The 17,541-nt window shown below is 65.2% G+C and carries 15 protein-coding genes and 1 other annotated feature; of the genes, 1 reads left to right on the top strand and 14 read right to left on the bottom strand.

What is annotated here, in order from left to right:
* Window positions 1–4: 4 nt before the first annotated feature.
* The 12 genes from G3W89_RS21205 to add form a co-directional block, all read right to left on the bottom strand.
* On the bottom strand, window positions 5–583 hold the full coding sequence (locus tag G3W89_RS21205; protein ID WP_162576025.1) for a dephospho-CoA kinase: 579 nt from the start codon (window positions 581–583) through the stop codon (window positions 5–7).
* Complete coding sequence (locus tag G3W89_RS21200) at window positions 580–1,647, bottom strand: hypothetical protein (RefSeq protein WP_162576024.1); 1,068 nt, start codon at window positions 1,645–1,647, stop codon at window positions 580–582. Before G3W89_RS21200 ends, G3W89_RS21205 begins: the two co-directional genes overlap by 4 nt.
* Window positions 1,644–2,813: a hypothetical protein gene (locus G3W89_RS21195; protein WP_162576023.1), complete on the bottom strand. Its 1,170-nt coding sequence runs from the start codon at window positions 2,811–2,813 to the stop codon at window positions 1,644–1,646. Before G3W89_RS21195 ends, G3W89_RS21200 begins: the two co-directional genes overlap by 4 nt.
* A gap of 26 nt (window positions 2,814–2,839) precedes the next feature.
* Window positions 2,840–4,054, bottom strand: a complete 1,215-nt coding sequence (locus tag G3W89_RS21190; protein WP_162576022.1) for a hypothetical protein — start codon at window positions 4,052–4,054, stop codon at window positions 2,840–2,842.
* On the bottom strand, window positions 4,051–5,967 hold the full coding sequence (locus G3W89_RS21185; protein ID WP_162576021.1) for a PEP/pyruvate-binding domain-containing protein: 1,917 nt from the start codon (window positions 5,965–5,967) through the stop codon (window positions 4,051–4,053). The genes G3W89_RS21190 and G3W89_RS21185 overlap by 4 nt, the downstream gene beginning before the upstream one ends.
* Window positions 5,968–5,977: 10 nt before the next feature.
* Window positions 5,978–6,562, bottom strand: a complete 585-nt coding sequence (locus G3W89_RS21180) for a dCTP deaminase (protein WP_162576020.1) — start codon at window positions 6,560–6,562, stop codon at window positions 5,978–5,980.
* Window positions 6,559–7,077 carry a dCTP deaminase gene (locus G3W89_RS21175; protein ID WP_162576019.1) on the bottom strand — a complete coding sequence of 173 codons (519 nt, stop codon included), beginning with the start codon at window positions 7,075–7,077 and terminating at the stop codon, window positions 6,559–6,561. The genes G3W89_RS21180 and G3W89_RS21175 overlap by 4 nt, the downstream gene beginning before the upstream one ends.
* Window positions 7,074–8,345 carry an ATP-grasp domain-containing protein gene (locus tag G3W89_RS21170; RefSeq protein ID WP_162576018.1) on the bottom strand — a complete coding sequence of 424 codons (1,272 nt, stop codon included), beginning with the start codon at window positions 8,343–8,345 and terminating at the stop codon, window positions 7,074–7,076. The genes G3W89_RS21175 and G3W89_RS21170 overlap by 4 nt, the downstream gene beginning before the upstream one ends.
* A 75-nt stretch (window positions 8,346–8,420) precedes the next feature.
* Entirely contained in the window at window positions 8,421–9,257 is an 837-nt protein-coding gene (locus G3W89_RS21165) for a diiron oxygenase (protein ID WP_162576017.1), read from the bottom strand.
* A 454-nt stretch (window positions 9,258–9,711) separates the two neighbouring features.
* Window positions 9,712–9,821, bottom strand: a sequence feature (AL1L pseudoknot).
* 97 nt (window positions 9,822–9,918) lie between these two features.
* Window positions 9,919–11,481 carry a phospholipase D family protein gene (locus G3W89_RS21160; RefSeq protein WP_162576016.1) on the bottom strand — a complete coding sequence of 521 codons (1,563 nt, stop codon included), beginning with the start codon at window positions 11,479–11,481 and terminating at the stop codon, window positions 9,919–9,921.
* 123 nt (window positions 11,482–11,604) lie between these two features.
* Window positions 11,605–12,600: a Bug family tripartite tricarboxylate transporter substrate binding protein gene (locus G3W89_RS21155; RefSeq protein ID WP_162576015.1), complete on the bottom strand. Its 996-nt coding sequence runs from the start codon at window positions 12,598–12,600 to the stop codon at window positions 11,605–11,607.
* Between the two features lie 2 nt (window positions 12,601–12,602).
* Window positions 12,603–13,676: an adenosine deaminase gene (gene add, locus G3W89_RS21150; RefSeq protein ID WP_174258274.1), complete on the bottom strand. Its 1,074-nt coding sequence runs from the start codon at window positions 13,674–13,676 to the stop codon at window positions 12,603–12,605.
* A 118-nt stretch (window positions 13,677–13,794) separates the two neighbouring features.
* Here add and G3W89_RS21145 point away from each other — a divergent pair, with 118 nt between their 5' ends.
* Window positions 13,795–14,883 (top strand): PA0069 family radical SAM protein, encoded by a 1,089-nt coding sequence (locus tag G3W89_RS21145; RefSeq protein ID WP_162576013.1) that lies wholly within the window; start codon window positions 13,795–13,797, stop codon window positions 14,881–14,883.
* Here G3W89_RS21145 and G3W89_RS21140 read toward each other — a convergent pair.
* Window positions 14,834–16,333 (bottom strand): efflux transporter outer membrane subunit, encoded by a 1,500-nt coding sequence (locus tag G3W89_RS21140; RefSeq protein ID WP_232076671.1) that lies wholly within the window; start codon window positions 16,331–16,333, stop codon window positions 14,834–14,836. The two genes, G3W89_RS21145 and G3W89_RS21140, sit on opposite strands and share 50 nt — an antisense overlap.
* The gene (locus tag G3W89_RS21135) at window positions 16,330–17,538 is read right to left on the bottom strand and encodes an efflux RND transporter periplasmic adaptor subunit (RefSeq protein WP_162576012.1); all 1,209 of its coding nucleotides are present in this window, start codon (window positions 17,536–17,538) and stop codon (window positions 16,330–16,332) included. The genes G3W89_RS21140 and G3W89_RS21135 overlap by 4 nt, the downstream gene beginning before the upstream one ends.
* Between the last annotated feature and the right edge of the window lie 3 nt (window positions 17,539–17,541).

Below are 17,541 nucleotides of genomic sequence, written 5' to 3'. Positions count from 1 at the left end.
CGGATCAAGTCCGTGCGGCGGCGGCTGCGGGCTGCAACAGCGAGGCCGCCAGCGCCTCCACCTGGACGCGCAGCGTGTCAAGCGAGCCTTCGTTGGTCACCGTGTGGTCTTCGCGGATTCGCGTGATCTGCGCATCGAGCGGACTGTCCTTCACCAAGGTCAGATCGCCGCGGCCTTGCAGCCGCTGGTTGCGCAGGACTGCGCCAGCCAACACGCGAACCACGGTGAAGCCGTTGCGCTGCAGCCAGGGCCAGTCGGTCTGGTCGTCTCGCAGATCATCGTTGAGCACCACATCGGTGTCGGTGCCGGCGAGGCGTCCGCCGAAATGGCGCACCAGGGATTGCGGCGCGATGCGGCGCATCTCGGTTGCGATGACCTCCAGCAGGTGCTGGTCTTGCTGGCCGGCCGTCAATTCCACCCCGCATTCGCGGTAGAAGCCGGCTTGCAGCTGGTACAGCGGGGCTGCAAGCTTCAGGATCTGCACGCTGAGCCCTGACTGCTCGAATGCGGACTTCAGCAAGCTTGCGACGGTGCTCTTGCCGGCGCCGCTCGGCGCGATGAGGCTGACTCTCAGTTGCTTCACAGAGCCTCCTCGACTACCTGGGCCGCAGGCACGGCGTCCACGCCGAAGCGGTAGTCCCACGGCAAGCTCTGCAGGGCGCGCATCGTGTCGCTGGGCACCTCCGCCGCGTATGCGCGCGTGGCCCACGGCAAACCATGCCAGGTCGCAGTGACGAACTGGTGCGGCCACTCGAACAGGTCGCTGGGCGACATGGCTTCCTTCTCGGTCCTTTCCACCGCAACCTGTTGCGCCTGCCTGCCCTCGTGGATCCGGGGCAAGATGACCCGGCTCAACCGACCGCGTGCCTGCGAGGGCTTGCCGATCGCGGCCAGGTAGCGGGACGGCTCAAGCAACACCTTGTGGTAATCAGGCAATGGCGTGCCGTCGTCGGCCTCGAAGCCGACGCCCAGCCGTTTCGCCAGATCGACATGGCTGCGCAGTGTGCCGATCCCGACATGGGGGTAGTCAGGCCAGCCTCGCGCCCTGAACTGGCCATCCCTGTGGTCTAGCAGCAGCTTGTCGCCGGAGAAGTAGACATATTCGCCGCTGGTCAACAGCGAGAGCATGGTCGTGGTCTTGCCGGCGCCTTTGGCGCCAACGAGCGCAATGACATCATCGCTGTCGCGGTGCCTGACAGCCGCACTGTGCAAGACCAGGGTCCCGTGCGCCTGCTCGGTGAGCAGCCCGTAGTAGCGCACCAGCTCGATCAGATGGATGAAGGCCGTGTCGGCTTCACCATAGAAGTCAACGCACGCTGCCGTTGCGTCGATCTCGTAGCCCACCTCGCGCTCCTCGTCCCAAGCGAGCTTCAAGCCCTCCGCCGAGACGCCGCGCTTGACTTCCAGATTGAAGATTGCGGCCGAACTGCGACGCAGAACGAAGGGCTCGACGCAACGCGTGCGCATTGCTGCGTCGAATTCCACAGCCGGCCGCAAGTTGAGCGTCAGGTCCGCGGTGCGCGCTAAAGCCACAGGCACGAACCACGGCTGCAGAAAATCCATCAACGCGTGAGCCAGGCCCCCGGTTGCGCCGACCCATCGCAGGCGCAGCCGTACGACCCCATTCCCGAGAGCGACGCTGTTCATGCCCTCTGACCCCGCTCGTTGAACGTGCGCCAGTCCTGATGCTCGCGCACGTACTCTTCCAGGAAGGTCAGCTTCGAGTAGTTGGTGCGCTCGCACACCAGGCCGACGCTGAGCATGAATGCATCGACCGCGTCATTCAGCCTGGCAAGGTCAGCGTAGATCAGGCGCTCGTCGGGCTGGCCGCGTGTCTTCAGGTATTCGATCTCGCACTGCTGCAGCCGCCCTTGTGGGGAGTTATCGTTGCGCACGCGGCTGTCCTCGAAATTGATCATGAAGATGTTGCCGGTCTCCACCGCTTCGCACGCCATGTCGCAGCGCGTGCGCCGCCACGAGGGCAGCGCGGACAGCGGCAGCTTGAAGAAGGACGCCATGGATTCCTCGGGCGTACCGGTGATGCGCTGGTCGGCATAGTTGCGCTCCCACCGCTCCAGCGCATCTTCACGGTACAGCTTCTTCTTGTAGGTGACGACTGGATCGTCCCAACTGGACTTGCGCACCCGGCTCCAATGCATGATGGAGACGTAGCCGGCCATCCGCTCCGGATTGGGCTGGATGCGACAAAAGTCGTTGTCGTAGGACCAATGCTGGATCTCGTCGCCCAGTTGAGGAGCGAAGCCCCCGATGCGGCGATCGTCCAGTGCTGCGTACCATTGGCGATTCAGCACGTGATAGTCGTATTCACCTGCGATGTTGAACTTCTGCTCGAGCTCGGTATCGGGCATGCCCTTGATGTAGTAGCACTCGAAGTTGTTGAGGTAGAGGTGGTTGACCTCGAAGCCTTCGCGTAGCGTATCGATGAGGTGTTCGGCCCGGCAGATGGCGACGGGATGGGGGGCTTTGATCAGGTGGGTGATGCGCTTTTCCACTCGCGTCAGAAGGTGGGTGACGCGAAGCATTTCGCCATCCAGGGCGACAACAGCGAGCGGAAGTTCATCCGCCGCCAGGTTGGCGCAGGCAATCGCGGCGGGCTCGGCGCTGCGCCGCAGGCCGTGATCGGTGATTTCGCCGAAAGCCGCCAACTCCCCGCGCAAGTCGAGTAGCAGCGAATGATGGTGATCGCGCACGTTGGCCGGGGCGCAGCGCAGGCTCAACCTTGCGCGCTGCGCCGGCAGCGGCTCGTTGTGACGAAGGGTCCAGTCGCCGAAAGCAATGAAAAGATCAGTCATGGATGTGAAGTGCCGAAGATGCCGGTTCAGGACGTGGCGAGTTGGGTTTGCGCAAGGGCCTGGGCTTCGCGAACGAAATCCAGCTTGGAGAAGGTGTCGTGACGAAAGGCGATCTGCTTGCGCTCCAGGAACCGCTTGACGTAGTCCGCAATGTGCTCGAACTCCTCCATGACGTCCCGCAGGGGATGGAAAGTGCGGGTGCGGCAGTATTCGACTTCGCACTGGGCGAAGGCATGCCGTGGGGAGGTGGTGCGGCAGATGTCGAAGTACACGCCATAGACGTTTCCGGTGCGCAGCGATTCGAAGTTGACGTCGAATCGCTTTCTGCGAAACGCCGGCAGCCGGCGCACCTTGGCGGTGGTCATCGTCCTGACATGCGCCGGTGCCTGGCCGAGCTCGATGTTCAGGTTGCCCGCCACGGTTTCACGGCGGATCTCCGCGTTCTCGATGAACCACTTGCGCTTGAGCGTCATACGGCCGTCCGCTTGCGGAATGAATGAGATGTAGCCGGCTTCATCCGGATCGCCGCTGACCTCGAAGATGTGGGACTCGTAGTCGAAGACCTGGAAGTCGCGATCCAACTCGGGCACGTAGCCTGCGAGCTTGCGATCGAGCACCTCGTCGTACAGCTGGTTGATGAGCTGCCAAGTGTCCGGTATGCCCTCGAAGGTGAACTTGCGCTCCATCTCGATGTCCGAGCGCCACTTGCTGAACCAGCAGTCGTCGTTCAGCAAGGGCCAGGCCTGCGCCAGGCGAGGCTGCCCCGCCTGCAGGAGCGACACCAGCTCGCCCCATGGCAGATTGGGCTGCGGGGGAGCGCGGTGATACTGCAGATACACGGCGCCGGGCTCGCCCTGCTGCACGTAGCGATAGAAGGTCAGGTGCTCCGGCCCGGCGGTGGCCATGACCATCGGAACCAGCCCCGGGGCGGCGGGCGCGCCGTGGGGCTGCAAGCGGTCCAGTGCCGCCTGCAGCCGGAGCGTCGCGGCATCGCTCACCTGCCGCTGCGCGGGACTGAAGTAGCGAAAGTCATAGCCGAAGCTGTCGACCTCGGTCCTCGCTCCGCCGGCCAGCTGTATCGCTTGGACTTGCATCGGCGCGCCGGAGACAAACAAGCCGTTCTCCCCATGTTGCATGCTGTCCGAGCGTGCGTGCAGCACCGCGATCGGCGGAAAGGCGCGGTCCACCGGTGCGCAATGGTCGCCGGCCTTGAAGAGAAAGATCAGCACGGAGTGGGTCATGATGGGATGAGGGCAGATGAATTCACGGTGAGACGTTGGGTTCTGGAGGCCAGTGCCTGCTGATAAAGCGGCAGTGACTCGACAGCCGGGACGCCGTGCTCGCGCAGCAAGATGGCCAGGTGACATAGCGTGGAGGCCTGCTCGAAGACGAAGCCGGCTGCGAAAGGCACGAGCGGCGCCAATGCGGCATAGGGCCTGGGCGACACCACGATGACTGGACCATCGTGAGCGAGGATGCGCTCATGGAGCCGGGCAACCAGCGCGCCCAGCGCCGCAGGGGACGGGATGTCGGTGAGGGACACGCAGGCCGCGATGCTGAGCTGCTCGATGTCGCGGGAGGCGTCGACGACCACCGGCACGCCGCTGGCGTAGCCCGCCGAGATGATGCGAGTGCCGTCTTTTTCCGGTGGCGTGCCGATGGCGTCGAGCAAGGAATAGTCGATGATGTAGAGCTGGCCGCCGTCGCTGACCCATTCCAGCTGGACGCGGCCGAACTCGACCTGCGCTTGCCGGGTGGCCCGGTAGAGCAACAATCGCTGTGCCGTGGTGATGGCCGGCGCCCCGATGGGATTGCTGCCGGTTTCGACGTCCGCCGGGATATCGAGCATGAAGGTCACCGTGGAAGCGGTGCCGCGGTTGATGGCCAGCAGCCCCTCCGGGGACCATTCGCACAGAACACCATCGGCTTCCGTGGCTTGGCGGGCCACCTGTGTAATCAGTCCGCCTTCGCCGCGTACGAAATCGCGCAGCACGAAAGTGCTGGGTGCCGGGCCCAGCAACTCGCGCAGCCGTGCGATCACCTGCTCCCGTGACACTGTCAACTGGCGTACGCGGGACGAAAGATCCAGCAGTTGCTGTGGCTGCCTGAAGCGGCGCATCAGCTCGGTGCCCATGCTTTCGTCCAGACCGGCCCGGTTGGCGCGGATGAGCAGGGCGGTGGCCGCCGGCAATCCGAGGCGCTGCGCGAAGTCGGCCATGGGCTTGCGCTTGCTGCGGAAGTACTGCGCGAAGTCCGGCAGGGGCTTGAATGCCTCGATCTCTTCGTCGGTTGCGCCATAGAGCGGAACGATTTCGCAAACCGGTGCCCGCACCTCACGCGCGTTGCCGATGGTGGTGATGGGGCGCGCTTGCAGCAGCCACAGCTGCGTGCCGTCGTGCGCCCATTCAACGTCGGTCGGTTCGCCGACCTCGATCGCGACCACCTGCTCGACAAGGTTGGCCACTGACCGGAACAAGGCTGTGAGCTCTCGATCGAGTTCCGGCGTGACCCGATCTCCGTCGACTTGCGCGCGCACGCCGCGGACCTCACCGGAAACCAGCACGTCACCGCATCCGGACACGGCTTCCACAATGCACAGGGGCTCGCGGCTGACGGGATCATGGCTGAAGGCGACGCCGGCCCACGCGGCCTGCACCATGCGCTGGAGGATGACCGTCATTTCACTCGGGGCGGTCAGGGAGCCGCTGCGCAGGCGCTCGATCAGCGCGGCACGGCCGAAGCAGGAAGCCCATACGTCCTCGATGGCCTGTTCCAGCGCCCGTGCGCCCTGAACGTTCAGGCGCGTGACGAAGAGGCCGGCGTAACTGTGGTCGTACGCATCCTCCACCGAGCAGGACGAGCGCACCGCCAGCGGCTCGTCGAACCCCAGGCCGGCTTCGCGAAGCCTGGCGCCCAGAAGCTCTTGAGCCTCAGGGCGCCACAGTGGACGGATCACGCTCTGGAGTTCATCCAGATGTTCGTCCAGGAACGCCGAGGACGTGACGTTGATGGTGGTGAGGATTCTTTCGATGGCGTGGCGCATGGCGCCATGGTTTTCCCACCATGCAGCCAAGTCCTGCTCCGTCACGGCCGTGAGTGGCGGGACAGCAAGACGGACGCCGAGTTTCTTGATCTGGTTGTACTTTCCGGGCATTGTTATTCCTTCAAAGATCGGCTTCCACGCTCACCACTTTCAGTGGCTGGCCTTCGTAGGGATGAACCCCCAGCTTCTTGTGAAAGTCCTTGAAGATCAGCGAGGCGATAACTCCGGCGGCGTTCTTGTACTTGCCTGCGTAGAGGTTGATGTCCCCGCGCACGTGCCAGAACATCATCTGGCCGATGTTCATGCCGGCGAACACCCGCACGCGGTGCAGGCAATACAACTGGATCGTCCAGTGGCCGATGAAACCGATGTCGCCAAGCGGGGCCGAGAGGTTGATGAACATGCCCAGCCGCGCGACCGAGGAGCGCGCTGCGTAGGTCGGCACGAAGTGCTCGCTGCCCATCCTTTCGACCGTCGAGGCCAGGTAGAGGCGCTGTGGGTCCAGCACCAATCCTTTCGCCGGGATCTGGATGATGCGGGTGAGTGCCTTTTCCGCCGGATCGATCACGTCCTGGTCGTAGACGAGCAACTCGTGGTGCAGCCGGAAGTTGTAGCTGTTCGGATTGATGTTTTCCGGGATGAACGGATCGATGACGATGTCGCCCATTCCGACGCGCTTGGCGATTTCGCTGCCTGTAAGAATCATGATGGGTCCAGAAAGGCTTTTGAAGCCACGACGGATTGGGAGCCCGAGTAGCGGCCCGCGTAGGTGTCGATGTGGCCGAAGTTTTGCCAGAAGCAGATTTTTCCGATCCTCATGCGTGGGTAGACCCGGATGGCCTGGGTCGTGCAGATTTCAAGCGTCCAGTTGATGACGGCGCCGACATGCCCCAGCGGCGCACTGGTTTGCACCCACATACCCATCGCGGCGGTGGAGTGGTTGGCGAAGAGCTCGGCACTGACCCGCACGCCCCCTATGCGCTCTACCGTGTGGCCCAGGTAGAAAGCACCGGGCTGCAGCACGTAGCCGATTTCCGGAATGGCGATCTCGGTGGTTGGCGTGGAAATGGTCGGATCGACGACATCGCCATCGAGTCGCAGCAGCTTCTCGCCAAGATGGAAGCCGTAGGAATTCGGCTCGATATACCGGGCGTCATAGGGCTCGATGACGATGTGCCCGGCTTGGCGCATCGCTTCGATCTCGCAGCCGGTCAGTATCACGGTGCGGTCTCGTCGGTTTCAAACCGAACGCGAACCCGCGCGGCAATGGTCGCGGCGTTGCGCAACGCCGCGTCGAGCGTGTCGCCCGTGGCGCCGATATAGGCAAAGATGTCGTTGCCGTGCGGGGGGCGCTTGATGACGGAACCGGCCTTGGGTAGTACGGTGAAGTTGAAGATATCCGGGTGGGGCAGGAGGCCCTGGGGAATTTCCACGCTTTGCAGGCAGCCCTCGTCGCACAGCATGGTCAGGCCCACCGCCACTCGGCCCGTAGGCCGGAGCATGGGGACCGGCGATGGCGGCTTGTCCTCGGCGACGCGGAGGGCTGCACTGATCGAGCAATACCCGTAGCTGATCTTCGCCATGTACTGCAGGGAGCCGCCGCCCGGGCGGGCCGCGATCTCGACGATATGCGGCTTTCCATCGTGAAACCGGAGCTCGGCGTGCAGCACACCCCGCTCGATGCCCTGCGCCTTGGCGCCCAACAGGACGGCCTTCGACACGGCGGCAATCTGCTCGGCCGACAGCGCTGTCGGCGTGCTGTAGAGATCGTTGTCGAACACGTCCATTTCCATCGACAGGCGATCCGCGATCGAGCCAATGTAAATCTGGTCGCCTTCGACAATGGCTTCGACGCAGTGTTCGGGCCCTTGCAGAAACGCCTCGGCCAGCAAGGTGTGAGGGCCCATCTCGTCGCATTCCGCTTCGGCGAAGCGGTGCGAATGGTTGTTGTTGCCGGCCATGGCCTGGGCGAACCGCTGTGCCAACTGCTGGGCGTTGTCGGCGCGGTAGACGTGCTCCGAATCGGCGCCCAGCGTGGGCTTGATCACCACCGGGTAGCCGACGCGTTCGGCAAAGCGGGTGGCATCCTCGACTTCATCGCAGCGCGCGAACTCGGGATGCGGGGCGTTGTGCCGGCGGTGGGCCTCACGCATGAGCAACTTGTTGCGGCTGCAGCGCGCGGCTTGGATCGAAGGCCCAGGCAGTTTCAGGCGCTCCGCGAGCACGGCCGTGGCGATGACCGAAGCCTCGTCTGTCGTGATGATGGCATCGAAGCGCTCGGCTTTATGCCACGCGGTGGCGATGACGATGAAATCGTTGATCTGCCGGCTGGGCACAACCTTCAGTCCCTCGAAGGCGTAGCGGACCCCTGGACTGGTGGTGAGATAGAAGAGCTCGTAGCCCTTGGACTTGAACACGTCATAGCGGTAGTGGAGCGCAGGGCCGCGGCTCAGAACTTCGACAATCAGCAGTTTTTTCTTGTTGCTCATTTCAAGAGTTTCGTTTTTCGTCCTGCGCATCGATTTCGCGCGGAGTCTGGGCCAGGGTGGGTGCTCGGCCGGTGGTCACTGAAACAAATAGGCCAGGCCTTTTTCAGCGAAAGCTTCTTGCGCCTGTGGGATATCGAGCAGCCCGCAGCGGGACAGCATGCGCAGGGAGCTGCGGCAGACGCGCCGCACCCCTTCATGGTCGACCTCGCCGTTGAATGTTTCGCCCAGGATGATCTGGATCTCAGACTCGCTGAATCCCTGCGCGCGCAGGTCGTTCTCGGCACCGGTCTTGTCCGACAGGTGGAGCGAGTTGAAGATGTCGGGCATCAGGTCGATCAGCAAGCGCTGCTCTCGCGCGGACAATCGCGGGAAGAAGTCCACCATCAGCTCGGTGAAATAGATGTTGTGCGCCGCTTCGTCTCTGGCATGCGCCATGACAAGTTCACGCAGTGCAGCAAACACCGTGTAATCGGTGGCCTGGGACAGGCTGGACGCGATCATCGTCTCGTTCACGCAGGCGATTGCAAGGAGGATCAGTTGAGCGTCCGGTTCGGTGCCTGTTTTCACAAGCGCCAGCGTCCTGTCCAGGGCAGAGCTCCTGTAGCGCAGGAGGTAAGGCATCTCGCCGTTGGAGATGTTGTTTCTCAGGTCCATGCACATCAGCGCATGGAAGCCCTCATCCGTGTAGACCTTGTACGCATCCAGCACAAACTCCGGGGCGATGTTGCTGGACATGACGAACTGCAGCGCCGGGTTCACCATCTCGATCTCGATCGCCTCAGTCGCAGCCAGATACCGGTACAGGTGCCGGCGTTGCAGTGCCTTGATGACGGGCTCACCCTTTCCAAAGACCAAGGGATGTGCGTTCAACCGCACCAGGTGCGGCGAAAAGTAATTCATGTCGTCTGACATGGCCATGTTCTGGGGGCCAGTAAGGCCCAGCCATTTCAAGGACGCTTTCTTGTCCCACTCCGAACTCCATGTGGAAGTCGGTACAGCCCAGGGGGAAGTCTTTGTCGGCTGCATTTTTTTCTCAAGGTCGGGGGACCGCAGTTTGACGGCCTTGAGTAGTTCTGCAAGCTACCAAAGTTAGTAGGTTCCATTTGCGCCGGGCTTGTGATAAGACGAGATGGTGCTCCATCAATTCGGGATCGGTCGTCCGAACGCAGAGGACAGTGGGTCAACCGGTCATCGCAGCATCATGTGCAAAGTGATGTTTGAAAGACCGATATGGCAAGACGCAGACAGCGCCTGACATTGCAGGAGGCACGTGAGTTATGGAGCAGATGGAAGCTGGGCCAGACATTGACGGAGCGCAGCGCAGTGCCGGATCGCGCCGGCACGCTGCATGGCGCCAATAGGCCAATGGGGCGACCTGCAACACCTTGCAGATCAGCGTGACCTCGCGGCGGTTCTGACCGATGAGCTCCATCAAGACTTCAGAGATGGCCGAGCTCCGCCTGGGCGAAAAACGCGCTGGCTCAAGGCCGACATCCGCGACTGGCCGGTGGAAGGCGAGCCGTCCTGAGCGCCTGTGCGCGCGGGCACCGCGCGTTTTGCGTCTGGCCGAGATTCAGAGCTGGTCACTCGGGACAAACCACGAGAACATCAGCAGCTGAAGGCGCGTCAGCATGCTGGAGTCGGGTTCGTCGTCCAGCACTTCGTTCGATTCATCGCCGGTGCCCACCCATTGAACTCCCTGGCCGTCGGGACCGAGCTTGACGCGGTACACACCTTCGACATTGTCCAGCTGATAGGCGTAGTGCAGCGCTTGCGTGAGCTCGAAGCTCCGTACCCGCACGCCGAATTCGGTATTGAGCAATGCCGATCGCGGGTCGAGGTTCATGGAGCCGAGCAAAACCCATTCGCGGTCAATCAACGCCAGCTTGCCGTGCAGCCGGCCTTGCGCGTCGCGCAGCGCGCGGCGCATGACCCCATTGCGCTTCATCTGGCGCGAGCTCACCTCGAACAGTTCGACGCCTGCCTGCAGCAGCGCGACCCGATAGCTGTTGTAGTTGACGTTGACCAGCGGCTCGTCCGTGTCGGCCAGGGAGTTGGTGATGACGGTGATGGGCAGCCCGCGCGCACGCGCGGCGCGGATGCGTTCCATCCCCTTGTCCCCCGGAATGAAGTACGGCGAAATCACGAGCAACTGCGACTTGGCGGCTTCCATGGTCGCGTACCAGCGTTGCGCGAGAGTCACCATGTTCGCAGGTCGCGTGCCGAGGGCCTTGTTCGGACTGTCTGCAAAGGCCTCTGCCTCGGCATGCATCCACCGGAGCTCTCCGCGGCCGAGTTCCTTGCCAAGCGGGGGCTCACCGAATGCGTCGGCGTCGGGTGGCGCATCAGGCCGGGGTGCATGGGCCTCGGAGCTGGCGAGCTCGAACTCGTCTTTCAGGGTGTCCGCAGTGTCGCGCGTGTGCACCACCTGCGCCAGTGGATACACCACGTCGCTGTTCCAGTACTCGTCGAAGATGCGCGCGGACTGGGGCACGACGGGGCCGGCCATCAGAAGCTCGAAGTCGAGAAAGTTGGCCCCCTCGCTGCGCATGAAGTATTCGTCGGCCATGTTGCGCCCGCCTGCGATCGCTATGGCGCCATCCGCAACCAGGAGCTTGTTGTGCATGCGATGGTTGAGGCGGCTGAAGTCGCCGAAGAAGCTGACCCAGCGCGTGGACTTGTGCTCGCGGCCACTCGCAAATGGATTGAACAGGCGGATTTCGGCGCTGGCCTCCGTGGCCAATGCGAGCAGAGCGCGGTCGAGGCCAACCGTATGGAAGTCATCGAGCAGCAACCGGACTCTCACGCCGCGCCGGGCTGCGTCACGCAGCTCGCGCAGGATCAAGAGGCCGGTCTTGTCGTTGCCGAGATGGTAGGTCTGCACATCCAGCGATGCTTGCGCTCGGCGGATGAGCTCGAGCCGGGCATCGAGCGCGAAACTGGCCTGCGGCAAAGGCCGCACGGCAGACCGGTCGCCGGGCCCGGCGTGCGATGACAGCGCGATGCGCGCAAGTCTTGTTTCCGGCGAAGCGGGAATCGCCTGCTCGGGGACGCGGAGCGCCGGTGGCGGCAAGCTCGCGCAGCCGGTGGTCAGGCACGCGATGACGAGCGTTGCGTAGCGCAGCAATGAAATCATGAGGATCGAAAGTCAGGGTTGGGAAACCGCATCCGGCGGGCGCGAAAAGGATGCTACGCAGCTGACTTCGAGATGACTGCGCTCGAAGAGATTTGGCGAGATTCGCGCGGCCGTGGCGCGATGTCACTCCTTGATATTTGCGGCTTGCACGATCTTCTGGTTGCGCGCGTACTCGGCCTGCACGAACTTGCCGAGTTCCTCGGCCGTGCCGCTGCCGGGCAGGGCGCCTTGCTCCTGCAGCTTGGTGCGCACCTCCGGGTCCTTCAGCACCGCGTTGAGTTCTTCGTTGAGGCGCTTCACGGTCGCCGGCGGCGTGGCCGCCGGCGCGAAGATGCCGGTCCAGCTCACCATCGAATAGCCCTTGAGGCCTGGCATCTCGTCAAACGCCGGCACGTTGGGCAGCGCCTCCAGCCGCTTGCTGCCCGTGACACCGAGCGCCTTCAGGCGGTTGCCGTTGACGTGCGGTATCGCGCTGGTGCTGACCAGCATCGCGAGGTCGACCTGGTTGCCGATCACGTCGGTTGCGATCTGCGCGCCGCCGCGGTAAGGCACGTGGGTCACGAAGATGCCGCTTTTTTCCTTCAGCAGTTCCATTGCCAGTTGAAGCACGGTGCCCACGCCCGAAGTGGCGTAGTTGTACTTGCCGGGCGAGGCCTTCGCGAGCTTCACGAAATCGGCATAGCTCTGCACCGCCAAGCCGGGACGCGCCACCAGCACCATGGGCGCCGTATTGAGCATGCCCACCGGCGCCAGGTCCTTCAGCGGGTCGAACTTGAAGGCAGCGGGGTTGATCAGCTTGCCGATGGCGATCGCGCTGTCAGGGCCGGCGACGAGCGTGTAGCCGTCGGGCGTTGCGTTCACCGCCTTGGCCACGCCGATCGCGCCGCCGGCGCCGGTCACGTTCTCGATCACCACGGACTGCTTGAGCCGCTCGCCCAGCTTGGTGGCGACGAGCCGGGCGTTGAAGTCCACGCTGCCGCCGGCCGAGTAGGGCACGATCAGCGTGATGGGCTTGGCTGCGGGCCAGGCGGCCTGAGCGATGGCGGCGCCGGGCAGGGCAGCGGCCAGTAGGAGGGAGGCGAGACGCAGGGGCTTGGACTTGGGCTGAGGCTGGGGCATGGTCAGTTTCCGGAGGGGATGGCGTCGGGGGGCAGTTGCACGCGCAGTGCGTCGAACTCCTGGCTCCACTGCGCGCGCCATGCACGGCGCGTGCCGTCGTCGATCCATGCGCCGTCCAGCCCGTTGTGCATGAAGCTGCGCAGATCGTCGAGGCCGAAGCCGAAGTCCCGCACCATCATGGCCCAGGCCTGCGTGGGCGTGACCTTGTGCAGCGTGGGATCGTCGGTGTTGGGATGGATGCGCAGGCCGAGCCCAGGCATGCGGCGGATGGGATGGTCCAGAGCCCAGCGCTCGGGCGGGAGCGTGCGCAGGTAGTAGGAGTTGGTCGGCACCACTGTGAAGAGCACGCCGCGGTCGGCGCATTCGCGCGCAAATGCAGGCTGGTCCACCACCGTGTAGCCGTGGTCGATGCGATCCACCTGCAACAGGTCGAGCGCGGTGCGTACGTTGGTCCACGGCATGCCGAACTCGCCGGCATGGGCGGTGGTCTTCAGGCCGGCACGGCGTGCGTCGCGGTAGGCCTGCAGGAAGAGCTCCGGCGGACGGTCGACCTCGCGGTAGTCGATGCCGATGCCGATCACCTCCTCGCAGCGGTTCGCCGTCACCCACTCCACCATCTCGACGGCGGCTTCAGGCGTGGCCTCGCGATCGATCGCCGCGATCAGGCGACCGGTGATGCCGAAGTCGCGCTCGGCGTCCTCGATGGCGCGGACGATCGCCGCTTGCGCGTCCACGTAGGCAATACCGGAAACATGCACCGTGCCCGTCGGATTCCAGAAGAACTCGCTGTAGCGCACGTGGTGGGCCGCAGCGTCCTCGAGGTATTCGAGCGTCAGCCGGTGCAGGTCGTCCGGCGTGCGCAGCAGCTGGGCGTCGAGGGCGCGCAGGACGCGCAGCACGCCCACCGGCTTCTCGCCGCGCGTGTAGAAATCCTCCACCTCCTGTTCGGCCAGCGGTGACCCGGCACGGCGATTGAGCGCGGCGAAGGTGGCGTGGCGCACGGTGCCGAACAGGTGGCAATGCAGCTCCACCTTGGGCATCGCGTGCAGGAAGGCGTCGAGTGGCGCGGGCGTCATGCAGGCCGGTCTAGTGAGTGGCAGGTCATCATCAAGTTTAGACCTCGGCTTGCAGCGTGCATGGGCGCCAAATTGGTGGAATACTGTATGTTCGTACAGTTTTTCGAAGCGAAAGACCATGCCCGATGCTTTCATTCCCCTCCACGCCATCAAGGGTCGCGGCGCGGCGACCCGGCTGCCGCATCGTTTCGAGCGCGACGAGCGCGACGCCTTCGACGATGGCTGGGGCACGCTCGAGGAAGGCTCTTCGGAGCCGCTCCAGCCGGTGCAGACGGAGGTGCGCTTCGAGGATGTGAAGTCGGTTTTGAGCGAGAACGACTCGCCCGACATCCATTTCGACCGCTCCATCAATCCTTACCGCGGTTGCGAGCACGGCTGCATCTACTGCTTTGCGCGCCCGACCCACAGCTACCTGAACCTCTCGCCCGGCCTGGACTTCGAGACCAAGCTGATCGCCAAGCGCAACATCGTCGAGGTGCTGCGCACCGAGCTCGGCCGGCGCGGCTACCGGCCGCAGAATCTGGCGATCGGCACCGCGACCGATTGCTACCAGCCGATCGAGCGCGAGCTTCGGCTCACGCGCTCGGTGATCGAGCTGCTCCAGGAGGTGCGCCATCCCTTCGGGCTGGTCACCAAGTCCAGTGCCGTCGAGCGCGACCTCGACCTGATCGCGCCCCTGGCGGCGCAGCACTTGGCAGCGGTCTACGTCACCATCACCACGCTCGACGGCGATCTCGCGCGCAAGCTGGAGCCGCGCGCCGCTGCGCCGCACCGGCGGCTGCGCACGGTGCGCACGCTGGCCGAGGCGGGCGTACCCGTGGGCGTGAGCGTGGCGCCGCAGATTCCCTTCGTCACCGAGGACATGGAGAAGGTGCTCGAGGCCGCCTGGGAGGCTGGCGCGCGCAGCGCCTTCTACACGGTGATCCGCCTTCCGTGGGAAGTGGCGCCGCTCTTCAAGCAGTGGCTGGAGCTGCACTACCCGCAGCGTGCCGCGCGCATCATGGCGCGCATCCACGAGATGCGCGGCGGCAAGGACTATGACGCGTCGTTCGGCACGCGCATGGTCGGCAGTGGCCTCTGGGCCGAGTTGATCCGACAGCGCTTCGAGAAGGCAACGCAGCGCCTGGGCTTCAACCGAGAGCGCATCGCGCTCGACCTCAGCGCGTTCCGGCCACCCGGCGCGGCGGGGCAGGGCAGTCTGTTCTAGCGCCGGCCGCGCTGCCGGCGCTGCGCGACGCGACGCCGCACCAGTCGCCGCCAAGGGCCTTCACGAGAAACACCGAGGTCGCGAGGCGCTGCCCTTGCAGTTGCGCGGCCTGGCGCTCGGCCGTCAGCAGCGATTGCTGCGCGCTGATCACGTCGAGGTAGGTGGAGGCGCCGCCCTCGTAGCGGCTGGTCGCCATGTCCAGCACGCGGCGCGCCGAATCGACGGCGGCGAGCGACTGCGTCACCGCGCGGTCGAGTGCGGCCAGGCCGGTGATGCCGTCCTCCGCCTCCTGCATCGCCGTCAGCACCACGCGCCGGTAGTTCGCGACAGTGGCCTCATGCCCCGCCTGTGCGAAGTCGACGTTGGCACGCACGCGCCCACCGTCGAACAGCACCTGCGTGGCCGAGACGCCGACCGACCACAGCAGGCTGGGCGCATTGAACAGGCTCTCGATGGCACGGCTGTCCACGCCCACCATCGGCGCCAGCATCACACTGGGATAGAAGGCTGCCGTGGCGACGCCGATCTGCGCGTTGGCCGCGGCCATGGCGCGCTCCGCCGAGGCGACATCGGGCCGGCGCTCCAGTGCCTCCGAAGGCACGCCGATCGGGATGGCCGGCGGCACGATGGGGCGCAGGTCCGGCGCCAGCGCAAAGCTGGGCGCCGGCGTGCCGCTCAGGGTGGCGAGCGCATGCTCGTACTGCAAGCGCTGCTTCGTCAGCACGTCCACCTGCGCCAGGGTGCTGTCCAGCAGCGCCTGCTGCTGCGCCACGTCCAGCCCCGAGACGGCGCCGAGCTCGTGGCGCGCCGTCACCAGTTCCAGCGCGCGACGCTGCAGCGCAATCGAGCGCGACAGCACGTCGAGCTCGATGTCGGTCGCGCGCAAGTTGAAATAGGCCGAGGCGAGGTCGGTGGTGAGCAGCAGGCGCGTGTTTTCCAGGTCGGCCGCCGATTGCTCGGCAGACGCGGTCGCGCCTTCCACCGAGCGCTGCACGCGGCCTGCGAGGTCCAGCTCGTAGCTTGCGTTGAGCGAGAGCGCGAAGTCGTTCTGCACCGTCGAGAAGTTCTGCGCCGTGTAGTTGGTGAGCGGGCGGTTGGCGGAGATCTTCAGCCGTGCCGCGCGTGCGCCCAGCCCCAGCTGCGGATAGCGCGCAGCGTCGGCCGCGGCCAGTGAGGCGCGCGCTTGCGCGAGCCGTGCGCCTGCGAGCGTCAGCGTGGGGCTGTTGCGCAGCGCCTGCTGTTGCAGGCGATCGAGCTGGGCGTCGCCGAAGCGTTGCCACCAGGGGCCTTTGTCGAGTGCATCGCCGGGCGCGGCTTCGCGCCAGGGCGCCTCCAACTGCCAGCTCACCGGCACCTCGACCTGCGGCGCGCGATAGTCCGGACCGGCGGCGCAGGCCACCAGCAGCAGCGCACCTGCCGCGACCGCCCAGGGACGCAACTGCACGTTCACGCCGGTGCCTTGGCGACGGCCACCACGTCACCCTCGGCCAGCGAATCGGAGGGGTTGAGGATGAGCCGATCGTTGGCGGCGATGCCGTCCAGCACCTCCACCGTCTCGCCGTAGTTGCGGCCGATGTTGACGGTGCGCAGGCGCACGCGCCCTTCGGCATCGACCGTCGCGACGCGCGTGCCTTCAGGACGGAACAGCAGCGTGTTGGCCGGGATGCTGAGCGCGTGGCTGGCTGCCAGCGGCAGCGAGACCTGCACGTAGGCACCCGGCAGGAGCAGGCCCTCGCGGTTCGGCAGCGCGACCTCGACCTGCATCATCCGCGTGGCCGTGTCGATGGCGCCGGAGGTGCGCGCCACCTCGCCCTTGAAGCTCTGGCCGCGCAGCTCGCCCTGCGTCACGACCACCGGCTGGCCGGCCTTGACCAGCTGCGCATAGGCCTGCGGCACGTTGATGTACACGCGCAGCGGATCGGTCTGCGCGAGCAGGAACAGCGGCCGGCTGCCGCCCGCGTCGATCAGGTCGCCGACGTCGACGTTGCGCCGCGTGATGACGCCGGCAAATGGCGCGACGATGCGCTTGAACCCTTCGGTCTGGCGCAGCCGCTGGACGTTGGCGTCGGCCGCGGCCACGTTGGCCGTGGCCTGCGCGAGGCCGCTGCGCCGCTCGTCCAGGTCCTGCTGCGAGACCACGTCTTTCTTCCGCAGGTTCTCCCAGCGCGCCACCGTGCTCTTCGCCAGCTCGAGCCCCGAGGCCGCCTGCTGCCGCGCTGCGATGGCTTGCGAGAGCTGCTGGTCGATTTCAGGCGTCTCGATCTCGGCCAGCAGTTCGCCCTTCTGCACCTGGCTGCCGATGTCCTTGGTCCAGCGCTTCAGGTAGCCGCTGGCGCGCGCGGAGATCGGCGACTGCACGAAGCCCTGAAGCGTGCCCGGCAGCGCCAGCGTCTGGCCTGCTGTGGCGGTCTGCGGCAGCACGGTCTTGACGTACTGCCTGGCGAGCTCGGTGGAGGAGGCTTCGAGCTCCCGCGCATTGGCGAAGCGCACGAACACCGTGCGCGCCGCGCCGACGGCCAGCAGCACCAGCACGATGAGGACGGCGATGCGCGTGCGACGCACGATCTGGCGCCGCCGCAGCAGCTCGTGGCGCTCGCCTTGCTCGTCGGCGGCGATCGGATGGATGGCCAATGCCGCGTGGCGTTGCTCCGTCATGCT

Origin of the sequence: Variovorax sp. PBL-H6 (assembly GCF_901827155.1) — a bacterium.
Lineage (GTDB): Bacteria > Pseudomonadota > Gammaproteobacteria > Burkholderiales > Burkholderiaceae_C > Variovorax.
The sequence above is the reverse complement of the archived record's forward strand: the minus strand, read 5'-3'. Positions and strand labels throughout refer to the sequence as shown.

What these genes read in the sequence shown, in the direction of transcription:
- G3W89_RS21200 (WP_162576024.1), bottom strand. Translation starts at nt 1,647, where the DNA reads ATGAACAGCGTCGCTCTCGGGAATGGGGTCGTACGGCTGCGCCTGCGA.
- G3W89_RS21195 (WP_162576023.1), bottom strand. Translation starts at nt 2,813, where the DNA reads ATGACTGATCTTTTCATTGCTTTCGGCGACTGGACCCTTCGTCACAAC.
- G3W89_RS21190 (WP_162576022.1), bottom strand. Translation starts at nt 4,054, where the DNA reads ATGACCCACTCCGTGCTGATCTTTCTCTTCAAGGCCGGCGACCATTGC.
- G3W89_RS21185 (WP_162576021.1), bottom strand. Translation starts at nt 5,967, where the DNA reads ATGCCCGGAAAGTACAACCAGATCAAGAAACTCGGCGTCCGTCTTGCT.
- G3W89_RS21180 (WP_162576020.1), bottom strand. Translation starts at nt 6,562, where the DNA reads ATGATTCTTACAGGCAGCGAAATCGCCAAGCGCGTCGGAATGGGCGAC.
- G3W89_RS21170 (WP_162576018.1), bottom strand. Translation starts at nt 8,345, where the DNA reads ATGAGCAACAAGAAAAAACTGCTGATTGTCGAAGTTCTGAGCCGCGGC.
- G3W89_RS21165 (WP_162576017.1), bottom strand. Translation starts at nt 9,257, where the DNA reads ATGTCAGACGACATGAATTACTTTTCGCCGCACCTGGTGCGGTTGAAC.
- G3W89_RS21160 (WP_162576016.1), bottom strand. Translation starts at nt 11,481, where the DNA reads ATGATTTCATTGCTGCGCTACGCAACGCTCGTCATCGCGTGCCTGACC.
- G3W89_RS21155 (WP_162576015.1), bottom strand. Translation starts at nt 12,600, where the DNA reads ATGCCCCAGCCTCAGCCCAAGTCCAAGCCCCTGCGTCTCGCCTCCCTC.
- add (WP_174258274.1), bottom strand. Translation starts at nt 13,676, where the DNA reads ATGACGCCCGCGCCACTCGACGCCTTCCTGCACGCGATGCCCAAGGTG.
- G3W89_RS21145 (WP_162576013.1), top strand. Translation starts at nt 13,795, where the DNA reads ATGCCCGATGCTTTCATTCCCCTCCACGCCATCAAGGGTCGCGGCGCG.
- G3W89_RS21135 (WP_162576012.1), bottom strand. Translation starts at nt 17,538, where the DNA reads ATGACGGAGCAACGCCACGCGGCATTGGCCATCCATCCGATCGCCGCC.